This window comes from Cupriavidus sp. 05L310, assembly GCF_056398185.1.
This window is the reverse complement of the sequence record NZ_JBFTOX010000033.1, coordinates 1-17,676: the sequence shown is the minus strand read 5'-3', so window position 1 is coordinate 17,676 and position 17,676 is coordinate 1. Positions and strand designations below refer to the sequence as shown.

Below are 17,676 nucleotides of genomic sequence, written 5' to 3'. Positions count from 1 at the left end.
TGGATGTAGGCACATCCAATCACAAGATCGAAAGATCGAAAGATCACAAAGGAGACACGCATGGCGCGCCGCGAATTGTCGGTACTGACCGAGGGACACACCTTCCTGGAAGGCCCGCGCTGGCACGAGGGCCGGCTCTGGCTCTCGGATTTCTACACGCACAGGGTGATGGCGGTGAGCCTGGATGGCACCGTCGAGCCGATCGCCGAGGTACCGCAGCAGCCTTCGGGCCTCGGCTGGCTGCCGGACGGGCGCCTGCTGATCGTCTCGATGCGCGACCGCAAGCTGCTGCGGCGCGAAGCGGACGGCAGCCTCAGCGTGCATGCCGACCTGTCAGCAGTGGCCAGCGGGCATGTGAACGACATGGTGGTGGACCAGCACGGCCGTGCCTATGTGGGCAATTTCGGCTTCGACCTGATGGCCGGCGCGCCCATGCGCACCGCCAGCCTGGCGCGGGTCGATCCCGATGGCACGGTCACCGTGGTGGCCGACGGCTTGTTCTTTCCGAACGGCTCGGTCATTACGCCGGACGGCAAGTCACTGGTGGTTGGGGAGACGCTTGGCAACCGCATCTCGGCGTTCGATCTGCACGCGGATGGCTCGCTTGGCCCCCGCCGCGACTGGGCGCTGTTCGGCAGCCAGCCTGCCGGCACCGAGCTGGCTCAGGTGCTGGGCGGCGCCAAGGTCGCGCCGGATGGCTGCGCGCAGGACGCGGAAGGCGCGCTGTGGGTGGCCGACGCTATCGGTAATCGTGTATTGCGGGTGATGCCCGGCGGCCATATCGCTGAAGAGATCGCCTGCGGGACGGGCATATTCGCGGCAGCCCTGGGTGGCCCGCGAGGCACCACGCTGTTCCTGGCCGCGGCGCCGAATTTCGATGAGGCCGAGCGCCGCGCCTCCCGCCTGGGCCATATCCTGATGACCGAAGTGGAAGTGCCGCACGCCGGCCTGCCCTGAAAGAGGCCGCCGGCACGGCAACCGGCGGGAAAGTCTTGGGAAGGACCGGGACGCCGCGGGCTGGACGCTGGCGGCGGCTGCAGGCGGGCCTACAGGGCAGAAGTAGGACGCACCCCGATATCCGGATGCCGCGCACTATGCCAAGCTGCGTCATATGCGCGGCCTAGCCGCCCTGGTACATCTCCCGCCCCAGTTCATACAGGTTCTGGCGCAGCTTGCGCCGATCGTCCGGCGAAAGTTTGTCGTTTGGGAGTGCGCGGGGCAAACGCTCGTTCAGATCGCGCTCGGTGCGGTACTTTCCGGCGCGCGCGCGCGCCTCATCTTGCCCGTTGTGCGGGCCGCCCTCACGGAGTCCGGCCTTGCCGGGACCAGGCAGCAAGTGCGCCATGCCAGGCGATTGCGGGTATCCCGCACTGGCAGCAAGGAGCAGCGCGACAGCCGCGCCGGCGCGGTAAAGGGTACGCCCGGCGCGCTTGCGGGTGACTTTCATTGATAATGGCGGTTTTGGCTTCGGAAGCGGCAGTAGCAGGACCGCCGGAAGCCGGAAATCCGGTAGCCCCGCCTCGCCGCCTCATGGCAGTGAGTTTTCACGGCGGAAACCCACGAAAAACCCGTGGGACTGGCTGCGGAAACGGTATGCGGCAGTGTAAACGCAGGGTAGATGCGCGCCCGCATACCACGCGGTAAAGTATGTAACCTTTTGTTAAGCCATTTTGACCGAAAGCGTTTGTCGCTAAGATACCGCCATGGAAAATACCAGTCACAAGATTCTCGTCGTAGACGACGACCCCCGTCTGCGCGACCTGCTGCGCCGCTACCTTGGCGAACAGGGCTTCACGGTACTGGTAGCAGAAAACGCCACCGCGATGAACAAGCTTTGGTTGCGCGAGCGTTTCGACCTGCTAGTACTCGACCTGATGATGCCGGGCGAGGATGGCCTGTCGATCTGCCGCCGGCTGCGTGGCGCCAACGACCAGACGCCCATCATCATGCTTACCGCCAAGGGTGAGGATGTCGATCGCATCGTCGGCCTCGAGATGGGTGCCGACGACTACCTGCCCAAGCCTTTCAACCCGCGCGAGCTGATTGCGCGGATCCACGCGGTGCTGCGCCGCAAGGGCCCCGCCGAAGTCCCCGGCGCCCCCTCCGAAACACCGGAAACCTTCGCTTTCGGCGACTTCGTGCTCAACCTCGCTACGCGCACGCTGACCAAGAACGACGAAGAGATCACCCTGACCACCGGCGAGTTCTCGGTGCTCAAGGTCTTCGCCCGGCATCCGCGCCAGCCGCTGTCGCGCGAGAAGCTCATGGAAATGGCGCGTGGCCGCGAGTACGAGGTATTCGACCGCAGTCTCGACGTGCAGATCTCGCGCCTGCGCAAGCTCATCGAGCCCGATCCGGGCAACCCGCGTTTCATACAAACGGTCTGGGGCCTCGGCTACGTATTCATCCCCGATGGCGTGAAGTAAGGCGCCGCGGATCGTGGCGACTGTCATCAGCCGCACGGCTACGCGCCTGTTCGGTTCGCTGTTCTGGCGAACTTTCATGCTGATCGCCCTCTTGCTGGCGATCTCGCTGGGTATCTGGTTCCAGAGCTATCGGCTCTTCGAACGCGCTCCGCGCGCCCAGCAGGTCGCCATGCAGGTGGTCAGCGTGGTCAAGCTCACGCGCGCAGCCCTGCTCTATTCCGACCCCGCGCGGCGGCGCTTCCTGCTGCTCGACCTGGTGCAGAACGAAGGCATCAAGGTCTACCCGCGTGAGAAAGACGACGATTTCACGGTAGCGACGACAAATCCCTTCCTGACCCCACTGGTGCAGCAGGAGATTCGCAGCCGGCTTGGCGAAGGCACCGTGATCGCGACCACGGTGAACGACATCCCGGGTGTCTGGGTCAGCTTCGAGATCGAAGGCGACGACTACTGGGTCGCGATCAGCCCCGAACGGTTCGAACGCGTGCCCGGCATCCAGTGGCTCTGGTGGAGTATTGCCGCGCTGCTGCTGTCGATCATCGGCGCCGCCTTTATCACGTCACTGGTCAACCACCCGCTCAAGCGGCTGGCCAACGCGGCGCGCGCCATCGGCGGCGGGGGCGACCCGCCCACACTGCCCGAACACGGCGCCAGCGAGGTAGCGCAGGCCAACCACAGCTTCAACCAGATGGTGCGCGACCTGCGCCAGCTCGACGACGACCGCGTGGTCATGCTGGCCGGCATTTCGCACGACCTGCGCACACCGCTCACGCGGCTGCGGCTGGAAACCGAAATGTCGCCCGTGGATGACACCACACGCGAGGCCATGATTGCCGACATCGAACAGATGGACGCCATCATCGGGCAATTCCTCAACTACGCCCGGCCGGCGCTGGAGACGGTCGAACCCGTCGACCTGTCCGCCCTTGTCCAGGATGCTGTCGGCGTCTATGGCGCGCACGACGATGTGCGCGTGCATGTACGCGCCAGCGCCCCCGTGATGGCCGTTGCCAACCGCATGGAAGTGCAGCGCATCCTCGACAACCTCGTTGAAAACGCGCGGCGCTATGCCAAGGATGAAGACAACGGGGTGGCGGTCGTCGAGATCAGTACGCGGATAGAAGACAAAGAAGCCGTGCTGACGGTGGCCGACCATGGCAATGGTGTGCCAGAAGCCCAGTTGCCTTTGTTGACGCGACCGTTCTACCGGCTGGATGGCGCGCGCAGCGAAGCGAAGGGGGCGGGATTGGGCATGTCGATTGTCAACCGTATCCTGCAGCGGAATGGCGGGCGCTTGATGTTGGCCAACCGGCCAGCGCCGGCTACGGGGCTGGTTGTCAGTGCGTTTTTCAGGCGGGCGTAAAACGCGCGCAGCCCCGCCGACCCCAAACCCCAGCGCTCGCACTGCGCAAGATCTCAAATCAAGGCGCCGCAACCGATCCGCGATTCGGTTTAGCCGTGAGAAGCGCCCGACGGGCGGGCCACACCATCCCGCGATGCGAAGCGAGCCGTGAAGGTTTGCTCATCCCGTATGGGGCGCCTTCTTTGCCTACTTTCTTGGCGAGACAAGAAAGTAGGTCGCCTCCCCGCAGGGGAGGTGAAACTGCCTTTGACTTTAAGCCATTGACTTTGAAGTTAAGCAGTTACAGTTGACGTTAAATCACAAACGCCAACAACACCCCACCGCCCCCCCTCCGCTGACAGGCTTTCGACAGCATTTGATATCAAACTGAAAGCCATTTGACAGCGTAATGACAGCCCCCCCGGCGCAAACTTGCCGCCATCAGCAGGACACCCCCAAACCCAAGCCCAGCCAAGGCCAGTCCCCCGCATAGCTGATCCCGGATCCTGGCTGGCAGCCGACCAAAATCAAGCCTCCGGAACCAACCGGCGGCATCTGCGAGAGACAGCCAAATGTCAAACTCCCCCACCCAGCAACACGGGTTCCGCACCGTGTTCCGCGTCGTCAGCGGCAACTTCCTGGAAATGTACGACTTCATGGTGTACGGCTTTTATGCCGCCGCCATCGCCAAGACGTTCTTCCCCAGCGGCAACGAGTTCGCGTCGCTGATGCTCTCGCTCGCGACCTTCGGCGCGGGCTTCCTGATGCGTCCGCTCGGCGCCATCATCCTCGGCGCGTATATCGACCATCACGGCCGCCGCAAGGGGCTGATCCTGACCCTGGTCCTGATGGCGCTGGGCACCTTGCTGATCGCCTGCGTGCCGGGCTATGCCTCGATCGGCGTGGCCGCGCCATTGCTGGTGCTGGCGGGCCGCTTGCTGCAGGGCTTCTCCGCAGGGGTGGAACTGGGCGGCGTGTCGGTCTACCTCGCAGAGATCGCCAAGCCCGGCAAGAAGGGCTTCTACGTGGCCTGGCAGTCGGCCAGCCAACAGGTGGCGGTGATCTTTGCCGGCCTGCTCGGCGTGGTCCTGCATGCCATGCTGTCGCCCGAGCAGATGGGTGAATGGGGCTGGCGCGTGCCGTTCCTGATCGGCTGCCTGATCGTGCCCTTCCTGTTCCTGATCCGCCGCTCGCTGGAGGAAACCGAGGAATTCAAGACGCGCAAGCATCGCCCCGCCATCCGCGAGATCTACCGCTCGATGCTTGAGAACTGGCGCATCATCATCGCCGGCTGCATGATGGTCGTGATGACCACGGTGTCGTTCTACATGATCACCGCCTACACGCCGACCTTCGGCAAGACCGTGCTCAAGCTCGACGACGTGGACAACCTGATCGTCACCATGTGCGTTGGGCTGTCCAACTTCATCTGGCTGCCGCTGATGGGTGCCTTGTCGGATCGCGTGGGCCGCAAGCCCCTGCTGGTGATCTTCACCATCCTCACCTTGCTCACGGCCTATCCGGCAGTGTCCTGGCTGGTGGCTGAGCCGTCTTTCGGCCGCCTGCTGATGGTCGAGCTGTGGCTGTCTTTCCTGTATGGCAGCTACAACGGCGCGATGGTGGTGACGCTGACCGAAGTGATGCCGCCCGCGGTGCGCACTGCCGGCTTCTCGCTGGCCTACAGCCTCGCCACGGCCTTGTTCGGCGGCTTCACGCCGGCCATCTCGACCTACCTGATCCACAGCACCGGCAACAAGGCCGCGCCCGGCCTGTGGCTGATGTTCGCCGCTGCGTGCGGGCTTATCGCCACGCTGGTGATTTTCCGCGGCGGACGGCAGCACGCCTACGTCGAACCGGCGGCCAGGACGGTCTGAGCTACGCCACGGCGGCCCTGCTGGGGTAGACTCCCCCTTCCGGCAGGGCTGCGCGAGCGGCGGAGGCGGCTGACATCGCGCCGCAACATGGCGCCGCCACCATCGTCGATCGGCGCGCGCGCTGCCGGACACGCGGCCCCCCGCGCCTGGCTATCGGGCTCTTTGAGAATATCAATTAGCCCCGCCTCCGGGGATGACGCATAATCCATGTTCGTTGCGCGGCAGCCCGGGCCTCAAGGCCTGGCTGGCAGCGCGAGCGTTTCTCTTCAACCGTATCCAGGAGCAGTCTATGAAGACCGTTGGTGACAAGATCGAAGCCTTCCACGTCGTCGGTGTCAAGCCGGGTTTCAACAACCATGAAGAGAACGGCCAGTCGGCCTTCGAAGACATCACCGAAAAATCGTTCGAAGGCAAGTGGAAGATCATTTACTTCTACCCGAAGGACTTCACCTTCGTGTGCCCGACCGAAATCGTTGCCTTCGCCAAGCTGAACGGCGACTTCGCCGACCGCGACGCGATCGTGCTGGGCGGCTCGACCGACAACGAATTCGTGAAGCTGGCATGGCGCCGTGAGCACAAGGACCTGAACAAGCTGGACCAATGGCAATTCGCCGACGTGACCGGCTCGCTGATCGACCAGCTTGGCGTGCGTGACCACGCTGCCGGCGTCGCACTGCGCGCTACCTTCATCGTCGATCCGGACAATGTCATCCAGCACGTGTCGGTGAACAACCTGAACGTCGGCCGTAACCCGGACGAAGTCCTGCGTATCCTCGACGGCCTGCAAACGGACGAGCTGTGCCCGTGCAACCGCGCTGTTGGCGGCGCCACGCTGTAAGCTGTCGACCAGCTGGCATGCTGAACAAACCGCCGGTGCTCAATGGCCGGTGGTTTGTGACGATTTGCGCGGCGGGCTCCGGCCCGCACCTCGAAACCCGCCATGGCGGGTTTTTTGAGCCCCTACCGATAGGAGATTTGTATGGAATTCCTCAGCACGATTAAAGGCCTCATCCCTGACTACGCCAAGGACATTCGCCTGAACCTTGACGGCACCATCGCCCGCTCCTCGCTCGAGGGCAACGATGCGGTAGCGGTAGCCCTGGCTGCGGCGTTTGCCGCCAAGAGCCGCGTGATTGTCGATGCGATCCGCAATGCCGGCGTGCTGTCGCCCGAGGAAACCAACGCGGTGCTGACCGCCGCCGCGCTGATGGGGATGAACAACGTCTGGTATCCGTTCGTTGAAATGGCGGACGACCCCGATCTGGCCACCCAGCCGGCCGGCCTGCGCATGAATGCGTACGCCACGCATGGCGGCGTGGACAAGCGCCGCTTCGAGATGTATGCGCTCGCCGCCTCCATCGTCGGCAAGTGCCATTTCTGCATCAAGTCGCACTACGCGCTGCTCAAGAACGAGCAAGGCATGACCGCGCAGCAACTGCGCGACGTGGGCCGCATTGCTGCCGTCGTAGTGGCCGCCGCCAATGTGATCGCCGCGGAATAAGACCGCACAGGGCCGCAGGCCGGCACGTGCCGGCCCGGCCTTCATGGTGCGTCCACGGGGCCCCGCCACACGTTCCGCTCGTGGCGGCGCAAGCCTGTGGCCGGTGTGCCAAGTCGGTGATTCACTGACTGCATTTGTGCACCGAAGAGCCTACAATCCAGCAAAGGTCACAGTCTTCACCCCTCCGCCATGAGCTCCCTTCCCTCGCATACCTCCCCGCGCTTCCATTACCGGCTCGCCGCCGTGCACGACTGGGGCGACATTGCCGCGGTGACCCAGCAGGCCTATGGCCAATACGAACTGGAGATCATGGAGGATTGCCGGGCGTCCTTCCAGCAAGGCATGAAATCCGTGCTGGCGGCAACAACCTCGGAAATGGAATGGTGGGTGGCGGAAACCGATCACGGCATCAGCGGTGCGGTGTTGTTCTGCCACCCGGGCGCCACCCTGCAGGCACTGGACGGCAGCACCATCACGCTAGGCCTGCCGGAAGCACGCCTGCTGGCGGTGAACCCGCAGGCGCGGAGCCTTGGGCTGGGCCGCACGCTGATGCAGGTCTGCATCCAGCGCGCGCGCGATATCGGCGCCAGCGCGTTGCTGGTGCGGACCATGCCGGAAATGAAATCCGCCAACCGGCTTTGCGAGCAAATGGGCTTTGCCAAACGCACGGAGGCTGGTGCGCGCTCAGGACAGATGGCCCGGTTGATCGACTACGTCTACACCCTGTCGCCCGAAAAAGCGGCGGAGGCCGGCACAACGTCCAAAGGCTGAACACCGGGACGGCCGAACGCCGGCCCGGCGGTCACCGTCCCCGCCGTCAGCCTTAGTCCTGCGTGTTCGCGATCGTGCCGCGCCAGATCAGCACCACGGCCTGCGCCACGATGCCTTCCTGCTTTCCCTCGAAGCCCAGCTTCTCATTGGTCTTCGCCTTGACGTTGCAGCTTGCCGGCGGCAAGCCGAGGTCTTCGGCCAGGTTTGCCACCATGGCGCCGATATGCGGCGCCAGCTTCGGCGCCTGCGCGATCACGGTCGCGTCCACATTGCCGATTTCGTAGCCGGCCTCGCGAACCCGCCGAGCGGCCTCGCGCAGCAACACACGGCTGTCCGCACCCGCGAAACGCGCATCGGTATCAGGGAAATGCCGGCCGATGTCCCCCAGGCCTGCCGCGCCGAACAATGCATCGGTAATCGCATGGAGCAACGCGTCGGCGTCGGAATGCCCGAGCAGGCCGCGATCGTGGGGGATGTCCACGCCGCCCAGGATGAGCTTGCGGCCGGGCACCAGCGCGTGCACGTCGTAGCCTTGGCCGACGCGGATATCGAATGGGGTCATGGGAGCGGCACTCCTTCAGGATCGGGTTAGGGAATGGGTTTCAGGGCTTCGTGGCGGCGTCTTCGCCCAGCAGCAGCTCGGCCAGGGCGAAGTCTTCGGGATAGGTCACCTTGAAATTGCGCAGCGAGCCGTTGACCAGCCGCGGATGCAGGCCCAGCCGCTCGATCGCGCTGGCCTCGTCGGTCACCACCGCGCCCGCCGCCAACGCTTCCTGCAGCGCCTGCCGGAGCACGCCGACGCGGAACATCTGCGGCGTCTGCGCCTGCCACAAACCCTCGCGCGGTACCGTGGCGCCGATGCGCACCACGGCAGCCGGCTGGGCGCCGGATGCCGGGTCGGCGCGCTTGAGCGTATCGGGCACCGGCACCGCCAGGATGCCGCCGATGGCGGCGTCGGGGCCATCTTCTTCCGCGCCACTCTCGCCCTCCACGGCGCGCACCAGCGCGTGGATCATGGCAGGCGTGAGCCCGGGACGCGCGGCATCGTGCACGAGCACCCAGTCGCGGTCGGTGGCGCCGAGCTGTGCCAGGTGATGCAAGCCCGCCAGCACGGAAGCATGACGCGTATCGCCGCCCACGAACGCGGTGTCAAAACGCAGGCCGGCAAAGGCCGCCGCGCCGAAGCGGGACTCCAGCGGCATATCGTCCGGCGCCAGCACCAGCGCGGTGGCGCTGATGGCATCGCAGGCCGCGAAGGCGGCCAGCGCGTACCAGATCATCGGCCGGCCGGCCACAGTCTGGTATTGCTTGGGCAAGCTGCCGCCGGCGCGGCTGCCGGTACCGGCACAGGGGATCAGGGCAAAACGGCGAGCAGACACGGATAGCGCAAGGGGGCAAGGTGGGTGCCGTGCACGGAGCACGGCGCAAGGCTTTCAAGTTTTCCACCCTCGCCACCCGACTGGCAGGCGCGAGGCAAGGCATTGAAAACGCGGATTTCGGAGCGCATTCTATAATACGGCCTTCGCCCGCGGACATGCGGGCGACGAAAGCGCAGTGCCTTTGTTCCTGTGAGCGCCGCCTGCTCCGCCTGCACCCCGCCCGCAACGCCGGCGGGGTGTCGCTGTTGCATGGCACGCTTTCTTGCCCGCAACCGTACGCACACGCACAGCACATACCGCCTGCAACGTCCGCAACGCCCCAAGCAAGCCACCAAGCCAGCCCGCACCCGATGCCTGAAGCCAATCGTCCCGCCCCCTTCGCCAACCTCCCCTTGGTCAAGGCCGGCCAGCGCAACACCGTGTCCGGCCTGGCCGGCTCCGCCGACGCCCTGGCGCTGGCCGCCTACGCCAGCCAGCACCGCGAGCGCGTGCCGATGCTGGCGGTGATGTGCGCCAATGCAATCGACGCCCAGCGACTGGCCGAGGAAATCCCCTGGTTCGCGCCGGACTTGCGGGTGCGCCTGCTGCCCGACTGGGAAACCCTGCCCTACGACAGTTTCTCGCCGCACCAGGACCTGGTCTCCGAGCGGCTGGCCACCTTGCACGACATCCAGGGCGGCCAGTGCGACATCATGCTGGTGCCGGCGCAGACCGCGCTCTACCGGCTGGCACCGCCTGCTTTCCTGGCGGCCTACACATTCTTCTTCAAGCAGGGCGAGAAGCTCGACGAAGCCGCGCTCAAGGCACAGTTCACGCTGGCCGGATACGAGCATGTCAGCGCCGTCATGCGGCCCGGCGAGTACAGCGTGCGCGGCGGCCTGATCGACCTGTTCCCGATGGGCTCGCCGCTGCCGTACCGTATCGACCTGTTCGGCGAGGAAATCGAAACCATCCGCGCCTTCGACCCCGACACCCAGCGCAGCCTTTACCCGGTCAAGGAAGTGCGCTTGCTGCCCGGCCGCGAGTTTCCGCTCGACGAAGCCGCGCGCACCGCCTTCCGCGGCCGCTGGCGCGAACTGTTCGAAGGCGATCCGAGCAAATCGACGATCTACAAGGACATTGGCAACGGCGTACCGTCGGCCGGCATCGAGTACTACCTGCCGCTGTTCTTCGAAAGCTCGGCCACCGTCTTCGATTACCTGCCGGCCGATAGCCAGATCGCCTACGTCGGCGATGTACACGAGGCGATCCGCCGTTTCTGGGCCGATACCACGCAGCGCTACAACTTCATGCGCCATGACCGCGAGCGGCCGCTGCTGCCGCCCGCGGCGCTGTTCCTGCTGGAGGAACAGTTCTTCGCCGGCGCCAAGCCGCTGGCGCGGCTGGTGCTGCAGGCTGCCGCCAGTGCGGACACTACGCCGCTGGCCGAACCGCTGCCCGATGTCTCGGTCAACCGCCGCGCCGAAGACCCGCTGGTCAACCTCGAAGCCCTGCTGCTGAAGAAGGACCGGCGCGTGCTGATGTGCGCCGACTCCGCCGGCCGGCGCGAAACCCTGCTGCAGCTGTTCGGCGAAAGCGGGCTGCGCCCGCAGCCGATCGACGACTTTGCCGCCTTCCTGGCCGGCGACTCGCATTTCTCCATCGTGGTGGCGCCGCTGCAAAGCGGCTTCGCCCTGGCCGGCGCGGACGGCATCGCGCCGCTGGCCTTTGTCACCGAGGCCGAGCTGTATGCCGGCACCGCGCGCCGCACGGGCCGGCGCAAGCAGGAACAAGCCAGCGCGGTCGACTCGATGGTGCGCGACCTGGCCGAGCTCAAGATCGGCGACCCCGTGGTGCACAGCGAACACGGCATCGGCCGCTATCAGGGCCTGGTCACGCTCGACATGGGCCAGGGCGAAGAGGAATTCCTGCACCTGGATTACGAGAAAGGCAGCAAGCTGTACGTGCCGGTGCACCAGTTGCACGTGATCTCGCGCTACTCCGGCGCCGATCCGGACACCGCGCCGCTGCACCAGCTCGGCTCCGGCCAGTGGGACCGCGCGAAACGCAAAGCCGCGCAGCAAATCCGCGATACGGCCGCCGAACTGCTCAACCTGTACGCGCGCCGCGCCTTGCGCCAGGGCCATGCCTTCGAACTCACGCCCAGGGACTACGAGAAATTCGCCGAGAGCTTTGGCTTCGAGGAAACACCGGACCAGGCCGCCGCCATCGCCGCGGTGATTGCCGACATGACCTCGGGCAAGCCGATGGATCGCCTGGTATGCGGCGATGTGGGCTTCGGCAAGACCGAAGTCGCGTTGCGCGCCGCCTTCGTCGCGGTCATGGGCGGCAAGCAGGTGGCCATCCTGGCGCCCACCACGCTGCTGGCCGAGCAGCATTTCCAGAATCTCTCCGACCGCTTCGCCGAATGGCCGGTGCGGATCGTGGAGCTGTCGCGCTTCAAGACCAAGAAGGAGATCGACGGCGCCATCAAGCAGATCAACGACGGCACCGCCGACATCGTGATCGGCACGCACAAGATGCTGTCGGACGATGTCAAGTTCCAGCGCCTCGGGCTGGTCGTTATCGATGAGGAACACCGCTTTGGCGTGCGCCAGAAGGAAATGCTCAAGACCCTGCGCGCCGAGGTCGACGTGCTGACCCTGACCGCCACGCCAATCCCCCGCACGCTGGGCATGGCGCTCGAAGGCCTGCGCGATTTCTCGGTGATCGCCACCGCGCCGCAAAAGCGCCTGGCCATCAAGACCTTCGTGCGGCGCGAGGAAGACGGCGTGGTGCGCGAGGCCATCCTGCGCGAGCTCAAGCGCGGCGGGCAGGTCTACTTCCTGCACAACGAAGTCGACACCATCGAGAACAAGCGCGCCAAGCTCGCCGAACTGGTACCGGAAGCCCGCATCGCGGTGGCGCACGGGCAGATGCACGAGCGCGAGCTGGAGCGCGTGATGCGGGACTTCGTCGCGCGCCGCGACAACATCCTGCTGTGCACCACCATCATCGAGACCGGCATCGACGTGCCGACCGCCAACACCATCCTGATCCACCGCTCCGACAAGTTCGGCCTGGCGCAGCTGCACCAGTTGCGCGGCCGCGTCGGGCGCTCGCACCACCAGGCCTACGCCTACATGCTGGTGCACGATGTGGACGGCCTGAGCAAGCTGGCGCAGCGCCGTCTCGAAGCCATCCAGCAGATGGAAGAACTGGGCTCGGGCTTCTACCTGGCCATGCACGACCTGGAGATCCGCGGCGCGGGCGAAGTGCTGGGCGACAAGCAATCCGGCGAGATCCACGAGATCGGCTTCCAGCTCTACACCGACATGCTCAATGCCGCCGTCAAGGCGCTCAAGGCCGGCAAGGAGCCCGACCTGATGGCGCCGCTGGCGGCCACCACCGAAATCAACCTCGGCACCCCGGCCCTGCTGCCCAGCGACTATTGCACCGACGTGCACGAACGCCTGTCGCTGTACAAGCGCCTGGCCAACTGCGAAGCGGCCGAGCGCGTGGACGATATCCAGGAGGAGCTGATCGACCGCTTCGGCCGGCTGCCGCCGCAGGCGCAGGCGCTGATCGAAACCCACCGGCTGCGCATTGCCGCCGTGCCGCTGGGCGTGCGCAAGATCGACGCCAGCGATGCGGCGATCAGCATGCAGTTCCTGCCCAACCCGCCGATCGATGCGATGAAGATCATCGACCTGGTGCAGAAGAACCGGCACATCAAGCTCGCCGGCCAGGACAAGCTGCGCATCGAGGCCAAGATGCCCGATATTGCAGTGCGCGCGCAAACGATCAAGCACACGTTGCGCCAACTGGCCTGATCATTGCTCCGCGCTACCCCGCTACCCCGCTACCCTGCTACCCGCTTCCGGCGCATTGCCGCGAGAGCGGGCGGCGATGGTGCACCGTGCATGGACCTTCAGCCCGCCTCGGTGTAGCATCGTTCACTTAACACGTTAACACGTTACCCAAAGCCAAAGGCCCCAAGCCATGCAAGCCGATACCCTCAGCAAGCCTGCCGATGCCGCCAACCGTGGCAGCGCGCTCGACTGGACCCAGCGCCTGGTCAGCTACGACACCACCAGCCGCCATTCCAACCTCGGCCTGATCGAAGCGGTGCGCGATCATTTCCTGGCCAAGGGTCTGCGCCCCCACCTGACCTACAACCCGCAGGGCGACAAGGCCAACCTGTTCGTCACCGTGCCCGCCGCAGACGGCAGCACCGATGGCGGCATCGTGCTGTCGGGCCACACCGACGTGGTACCGGTGGACGGCCAGAACTGGACCACCGATCCGTTCAAGCCGGTGATCCGCGACGGCCGCCTGTACGGTCGCGGCACCTGCGACATGAAAGGCTTCATCGGCACCAGCCTGGCGCTGCTGCCCACCATCCTGCAGGCCAAGTTGCGCGAGCCGGTGCACTACGCGCTGTCCTTCGACGAAGAGATCGGCTGCATGGGCGCGCCCTACCTGCTGGCCGAACTGCGCGATCGCGGCGTGCGCCCGGCCGGCTGCATCGTGGGAGAGCCCACCAGCATGCGCGTGATCGTGGCGCACAAGGGCATCAATGCCTACCGCTGCTGCGTCAAGGGCCAGGCCGCGCATTCGTCGCTCACGCCCAAGGGCGTCAATGCCATCGAGTACGCCGCGCGCCTGATCTGCTTCATCCGCGACATCGCCGACGAGTTCAAGGCCAACGGCCCCTACGACCGCGACTTCGACGTGCCCTTCACCACCGCCCAGACCGGCACCATCCAGGGCGGTATCGCGCTCAATACCATCCCGGCGCTGTGCGAGTTCGTGTTCGAGTTCCGCAACCTGCCGGGGGTCGATCCCGAAGCCATCTTCGCCCGCATCCAGGGCTACGCCAACGAGGTGCTGCTGCCCAGGATGCGCGCCGAGCACGGCGACGCCGGCCTCACCATCAGCAAGATCGCCGCCGCGCCGTCGCTCGACGTGGCCGAGCAGGAAGCCATCACGCAACTGGTGCGCGCGCTCACCGCCGACCGTGACGTCAACAAGGTCGCCTATGGCACCGAGGCCGGCCTGTTCCAGCGCGCCGGCATCCCGGCCGTGGTGTGCGGCCCCGGCGATATCCAGCAGGCGCACAAGCCCGACGAGTTCGTCGAACTGGAACAACTCGCCGCCTGCGAGTCGTTCCTGCACAAGGTGGTCGACAGCCTGCGGGTGAACTAAGCCGTTTTTTGCGTTGTGGACGGCCCGCCTCCGCGGCGGGCCGGTTGTTGCGTCATGTCCAAAAATAACAGGGAGACACCATGACAGCAGTATCGGCAAGCGGTACCGGCAACACCGGCGCGGCGCAGGCGGCAGCGCCCGTTTCGCGCCATCCCTGGCGCGCGGTGATATCGGCCTCCATCGGCAATGCCCTGGAGTGGTTCGACCTGGTCGTCTACGGCTTCTTCGCCGTCACCATCTCCGCGCTGTTCTTTCCCAACCACGACGAAACCACCTCGCTGTTGCTGACGCTGGGCACGTTCGGCGTGTCGTTCTTCATGCGGCCGCTGGGGGCCATCGTGATCGGCGTCTATGCCGACCGCAAAGGCCGCCGCGCCGCGCTGACGCTGTCGATCCTGCTGATGATGGTGGGTACGCTGATCATCGCGCTGCTACCCACCTATGCCTCGATCGGCGTGCTGGCACCTGTCGGCATCGTGCTGGCGCGCATGATCCAGGGCTTCTCCGCAGGCGGCGAGTTCGGCAGCGCGACGGCTTTCCTGGCAGAGCATGCCCCCGACCGGCGCGGCTTTTACTCGAGCTTCCAGGTCGCCAGCCAGGGCCTGACCACCCTGCTCGCGGCGGGCTTCGGCGCCGTGCTCACCACCACGCTCGCGCCCGAGCAGATGCAATCCTGGGGCTGGCGCGTGCCCTTCCTGTTCGGCCTGCTGATCGGCCCGGTGGCTTACTACATCCGCCGCCATGTCGACGAAACACCCGAATTCCTCCATGCCGAAACCACCGACACGCCGCTGCGCGACACGCTTGGCCACCAGAAGGAACGCCTGCTGCTGGCGATGGGCGTGGTGATTGTCGCCACGGTGTCGACTTATCTCGTGCTGTACATGCCGACCTATGCCGTCAAGCAGCTGGGCCTGCCACCCTCGACCGCATTCGCTGCCACCCTGGCCACGGGCATGGTGCAGATGCTGTTCTCGCCGCTGGTCGGGCACTGGTCGGATCGCTACGGCCGCATCGCGCCCATGCGCATCGCCGCGGTCCTCCTGCTGGTGTCGATCTGGCCGCTGTTCTGGCTGCTCAGCCACTATCCTGGCTTCGGCATGATGCTGGCGGTGCAGGTGGCGCTGGGGCTGATGATGACGCTGTACTTCGGCGCGCTGCCCGCGCTGGCGTCGGAGATCTTCCCTGTCAAGACGCGCACGACCGGCCTCTCTCTGTCCTACAACATCGCGGTGACACTGTTCGGCGGCTTTGCGCCCTTCATCCTGACCTGGCTGATCGGCGCCACCGGCAGCAAGCTGGCGCCGAGCTTCTACCTGATGGCCTGCGCTGTGGTGAGCCTGGTGGCGCTGGGCCAGACGCGCGCGCGCCTGGGCATCCGCTGAGGCGCGGTACGCATACGGTTGCGGGGCCGGGCCAGGCCCCGTTTTTCAGGGTCGACAGCAAAATCAAGGAGACCACTTCATGGCTGTGCAACAAGCCCATCGTTCCCAAACGTCCACGCGCTCCACACTGCGTGCTGGCCTGTCCGCACTCTCGCTGGCCGCCGGCCTGCTCTGTCTCGTCCCCGCCGCACAAGCCCAAGGCGCCAGCGGCGAAAGCCTGCAGGCGCAGATCGACACCCGCGCCAAGGCGGTCGAGGCGCAACTGATCGCCTGGCGCCGCGATATCCACCAGCACCCGGAGCTTGGCAACTACGAGGTCCGCACCTCCAGGCTGGTGGCGGACCACCTGCGCAAGCTCGGCATGGAGGTGAAGACGGGCGTAGCCAAGACCGGCGTGGTAGGCGTGCTCAAGGGCGGCAAGCCGGGTCCGGTGGTGGCGCTGCGCGCGGACATGGATGCGCTGCCGGTCAAGGAACGCGTGGACGTGCCCTTCGCCTCCAAGGCCAAGGGCCTGTTCCTGGGCAAGGAGGTGGACGTGATGCACGCCTGCGGGCATGACACGCACGTCGCGATCCTGATGGCAACGGCAGAGGTGCTGGCCGGCATGAAGGACCAGTTGCCCGGCACGGTCAAGTTCATCTTCCAGCCGGCCGAGGAAAGCCCGGCGGATTTCGAGCCTGACGGCAGCAATATGTGGGGCGCCAAGCAGATGGTGGCGGAAGGCGTGCTGGACAATCCCAAGGTGGATGCCATCTTCGGCCTGCACGTGAGCAGCGGCATCGAGTCTGGCAAGCTCGGCTGGCGCAGCGGCCCCGCCATGGCCGCCGCCGACCAGTTCCGCATCGACGTCAAAGGCCGCCAGACCCACGGTGCACTGCCCTGGGGTGGCATCGACCCCATCGTGGTGGCCTCCCAGATCGTGCTCGGCCTGCAGACCATCCAGAGCCGCCAGGTCGACGCCATGCTGGAACCGTCCGTCATCACCGTGGGCACCATCCATGGCGGCAACCGCATGAACATCGTGCCTGAAATGGTCGAGATGAAGGGCACCATCCGCACCTACCACGAAGGCATGAGGAAGGACATCCACGCCCGCATGAAGCGCACCACCGAAGCCATCGCCGCCAGCGCCGGCGCCGAGGCGAATTTCAAGGTGCTGGAACTCTACAACGCCACCGTCAACCAGCCGGCGCTGACCGAGAAGATGGCGCCCACGCTCAAGCGTGTGGCGGGGGACGGGAACTGGATGATTAGCCCGAAGCTGACGGCTTCCGAGGACTTCTCGTTCTATCAGGAGAAGGTGCCGGGGTTGTTCTTTAACCTGGGGGTGACGCCCAAGGGGACGGATGTGAACAAGGCACCCGCGAATCATTCGCCGGAGTTTTATGTGGACGAGGCGGCGTTGGTGAATGGGGTCAGGGCGTTGGCTGGTTTGACGGTCGACTATATGACTATGGTGCAGCGATAGGGGGATTGCCGGGCGGGCGATGGTCGGGGTGATCTCGTCTGTTTGGAAGGCTGTTATGGGCGATGACTGCTTCCGGCCAGTTCCGGCCGTCGGCCCGGTGGTCCATTCGGACGCTCGAGCGTCGCTTCAACACTAAACAACGGCCACTCGCACGTCGGCGGCGCTTGTCGGTTCATCGGCCGTTGCGCACCGTCATGTTGCTTGCCCGATGATCGTGAAGGACCGCCAGAGTCAGCCAACTGCGGCCGTTGTCCGGCCCCATCCAAGAGACATTCGAAACGTCCGCAGACAACGGATCTTCGCGCGCCGGGTACTCCAGATCGAGGACAAGGCCGGAATGATG

The 17,676-nt window shown here is 65.6% G+C and carries 14 protein-coding genes; 11 read left to right on the top strand and 3 right to left on the bottom strand.

Going from position 1 to position 17,676, the window contains the following annotated elements; all coding sequences use genetic code 11:
- Positions 1-60: 60 nt before the first annotated feature.
- Positions 61-957 (top strand): SMP-30/gluconolactonase/LRE family protein, encoded by an 897-nt coding sequence (locus tag AC1DS6_RS23285; RefSeq protein WP_035871026.1) that lies wholly within the window; start codon positions 61-63, stop codon positions 955-957.
- A 163-nt stretch (positions 958-1,120) separates the two neighbouring features.
- On the opposite strand, the gene AC1DS6_RS23280 is transcribed toward AC1DS6_RS23285, so the two are convergent.
- Entirely contained in the window at positions 1,121-1,447 is a 327-nt protein-coding gene (locus AC1DS6_RS23280; protein ID WP_441634021.1) for a hypothetical protein, read from the bottom strand.
- Positions 1,448-1,703: 256 nt separating this feature from the next.
- On the opposite strand from AC1DS6_RS23280, the gene ompR reads away from it, so the two are divergent.
- The 6 genes from ompR (at position 1,704) to AC1DS6_RS23250 (ending at position 7,914) form a co-directional block, all read left to right on the top strand.
- Positions 1,704-2,426 (top strand): osmolarity response regulator transcription factor OmpR, encoded by a 723-nt coding sequence (gene ompR, locus AC1DS6_RS23275; RefSeq protein ID WP_006576352.1) that lies wholly within the window; start codon positions 1,704-1,706, stop codon positions 2,424-2,426.
- Between the two features lie 13 nt (positions 2,427-2,439).
- On the top strand, positions 2,440-3,789 hold the full coding sequence (locus tag AC1DS6_RS23270; protein WP_035871030.1) for an ATP-binding protein: 1,350 nt from the start codon (positions 2,440-2,442) through the stop codon (positions 3,787-3,789).
- Positions 3,790-4,340: 551 nt separating this feature from the next.
- A complete protein-coding gene (gene tcuC, locus AC1DS6_RS23265; RefSeq protein ID WP_441634018.1) occupies positions 4,341-5,642 on the top strand; it encodes an MFS transporter in 1,302 nt (433 codons plus the stop codon).
- A gap of 289 nt (positions 5,643-5,931) precedes the next feature.
- Positions 5,932-6,480 (top strand): peroxiredoxin, encoded by a 549-nt coding sequence (locus AC1DS6_RS23260; protein WP_020201245.1) that lies wholly within the window; start codon positions 5,932-5,934, stop codon positions 6,478-6,480.
- Positions 6,481-6,621: 141 nt separating this feature from the next.
- Positions 6,622-7,143, top strand: coding sequence for a carboxymuconolactone decarboxylase family protein (locus AC1DS6_RS23255; protein ID WP_035860200.1), 522 nt, complete (start codon positions 6,622-6,624; stop codon positions 7,141-7,143).
- A gap of 189 nt (positions 7,144-7,332) precedes the next feature.
- Positions 7,333-7,914, top strand: a complete 582-nt coding sequence (locus AC1DS6_RS23250) for a GNAT family N-acetyltransferase (RefSeq protein WP_477103204.1) — start codon at positions 7,333-7,335, stop codon at positions 7,912-7,914.
- A 52-nt stretch (positions 7,915-7,966) separates the two neighbouring features.
- Here AC1DS6_RS23250 and ispF read toward each other — a convergent pair whose 3' ends face one another.
- Positions 7,967-8,476: a 2-C-methyl-D-erythritol 2,4-cyclodiphosphate synthase gene (ispF, locus tag AC1DS6_RS23245; protein WP_477103203.1), complete on the bottom strand. Its 510-nt coding sequence runs from the start codon at positions 8,474-8,476 to the stop codon at positions 7,967-7,969.
- 40 nt (positions 8,477-8,516) lie between these two features.
- On the bottom strand, positions 8,517-9,293 hold the full coding sequence (gene ispD, locus AC1DS6_RS23240) for a 2-C-methyl-D-erythritol 4-phosphate cytidylyltransferase (RefSeq protein ID WP_441634012.1): 777 nt from the start codon (positions 9,291-9,293) through the stop codon (positions 8,517-8,519).
- A 350-nt stretch (positions 9,294-9,643) separates the two neighbouring features.
- Here ispD and mfd point away from each other — a divergent pair, with 350 nt between their 5' ends.
- From mfd to AC1DS6_RS23220, 4 genes are all read left to right on the top strand, one after another.
- Positions 9,644-13,105, top strand: coding sequence for a transcription-repair coupling factor (mfd, locus tag AC1DS6_RS23235; protein WP_441634010.1), 3,462 nt, complete (start codon positions 9,644-9,646; stop codon positions 13,103-13,105).
- A gap of 169 nt (positions 13,106-13,274) precedes the next feature.
- Positions 13,275-14,480, top strand: coding sequence for an acetylornithine deacetylase (gene argE / locus AC1DS6_RS23230; protein ID WP_441634008.1), 1,206 nt, complete (start codon positions 13,275-13,277; stop codon positions 14,478-14,480).
- An 80-nt stretch (positions 14,481-14,560) separates the two neighbouring features.
- The gene (locus AC1DS6_RS23225) at positions 14,561-15,865 is read left to right on the top strand and encodes an MFS transporter (protein ID WP_441634006.1); all 1,305 of its coding nucleotides are present in this window, start codon (positions 14,561-14,563) and stop codon (positions 15,863-15,865) included.
- A gap of 79 nt (positions 15,866-15,944) precedes the next feature.
- Positions 15,945-17,333: an amidohydrolase gene (locus AC1DS6_RS23220; RefSeq protein WP_441634004.1), complete on the top strand. Its 1,389-nt coding sequence runs from the start codon at positions 15,945-15,947 to the stop codon at positions 17,331-17,333.
- The last annotated feature ends 343 nt before the right edge of the window (positions 17,334-17,676 follow it).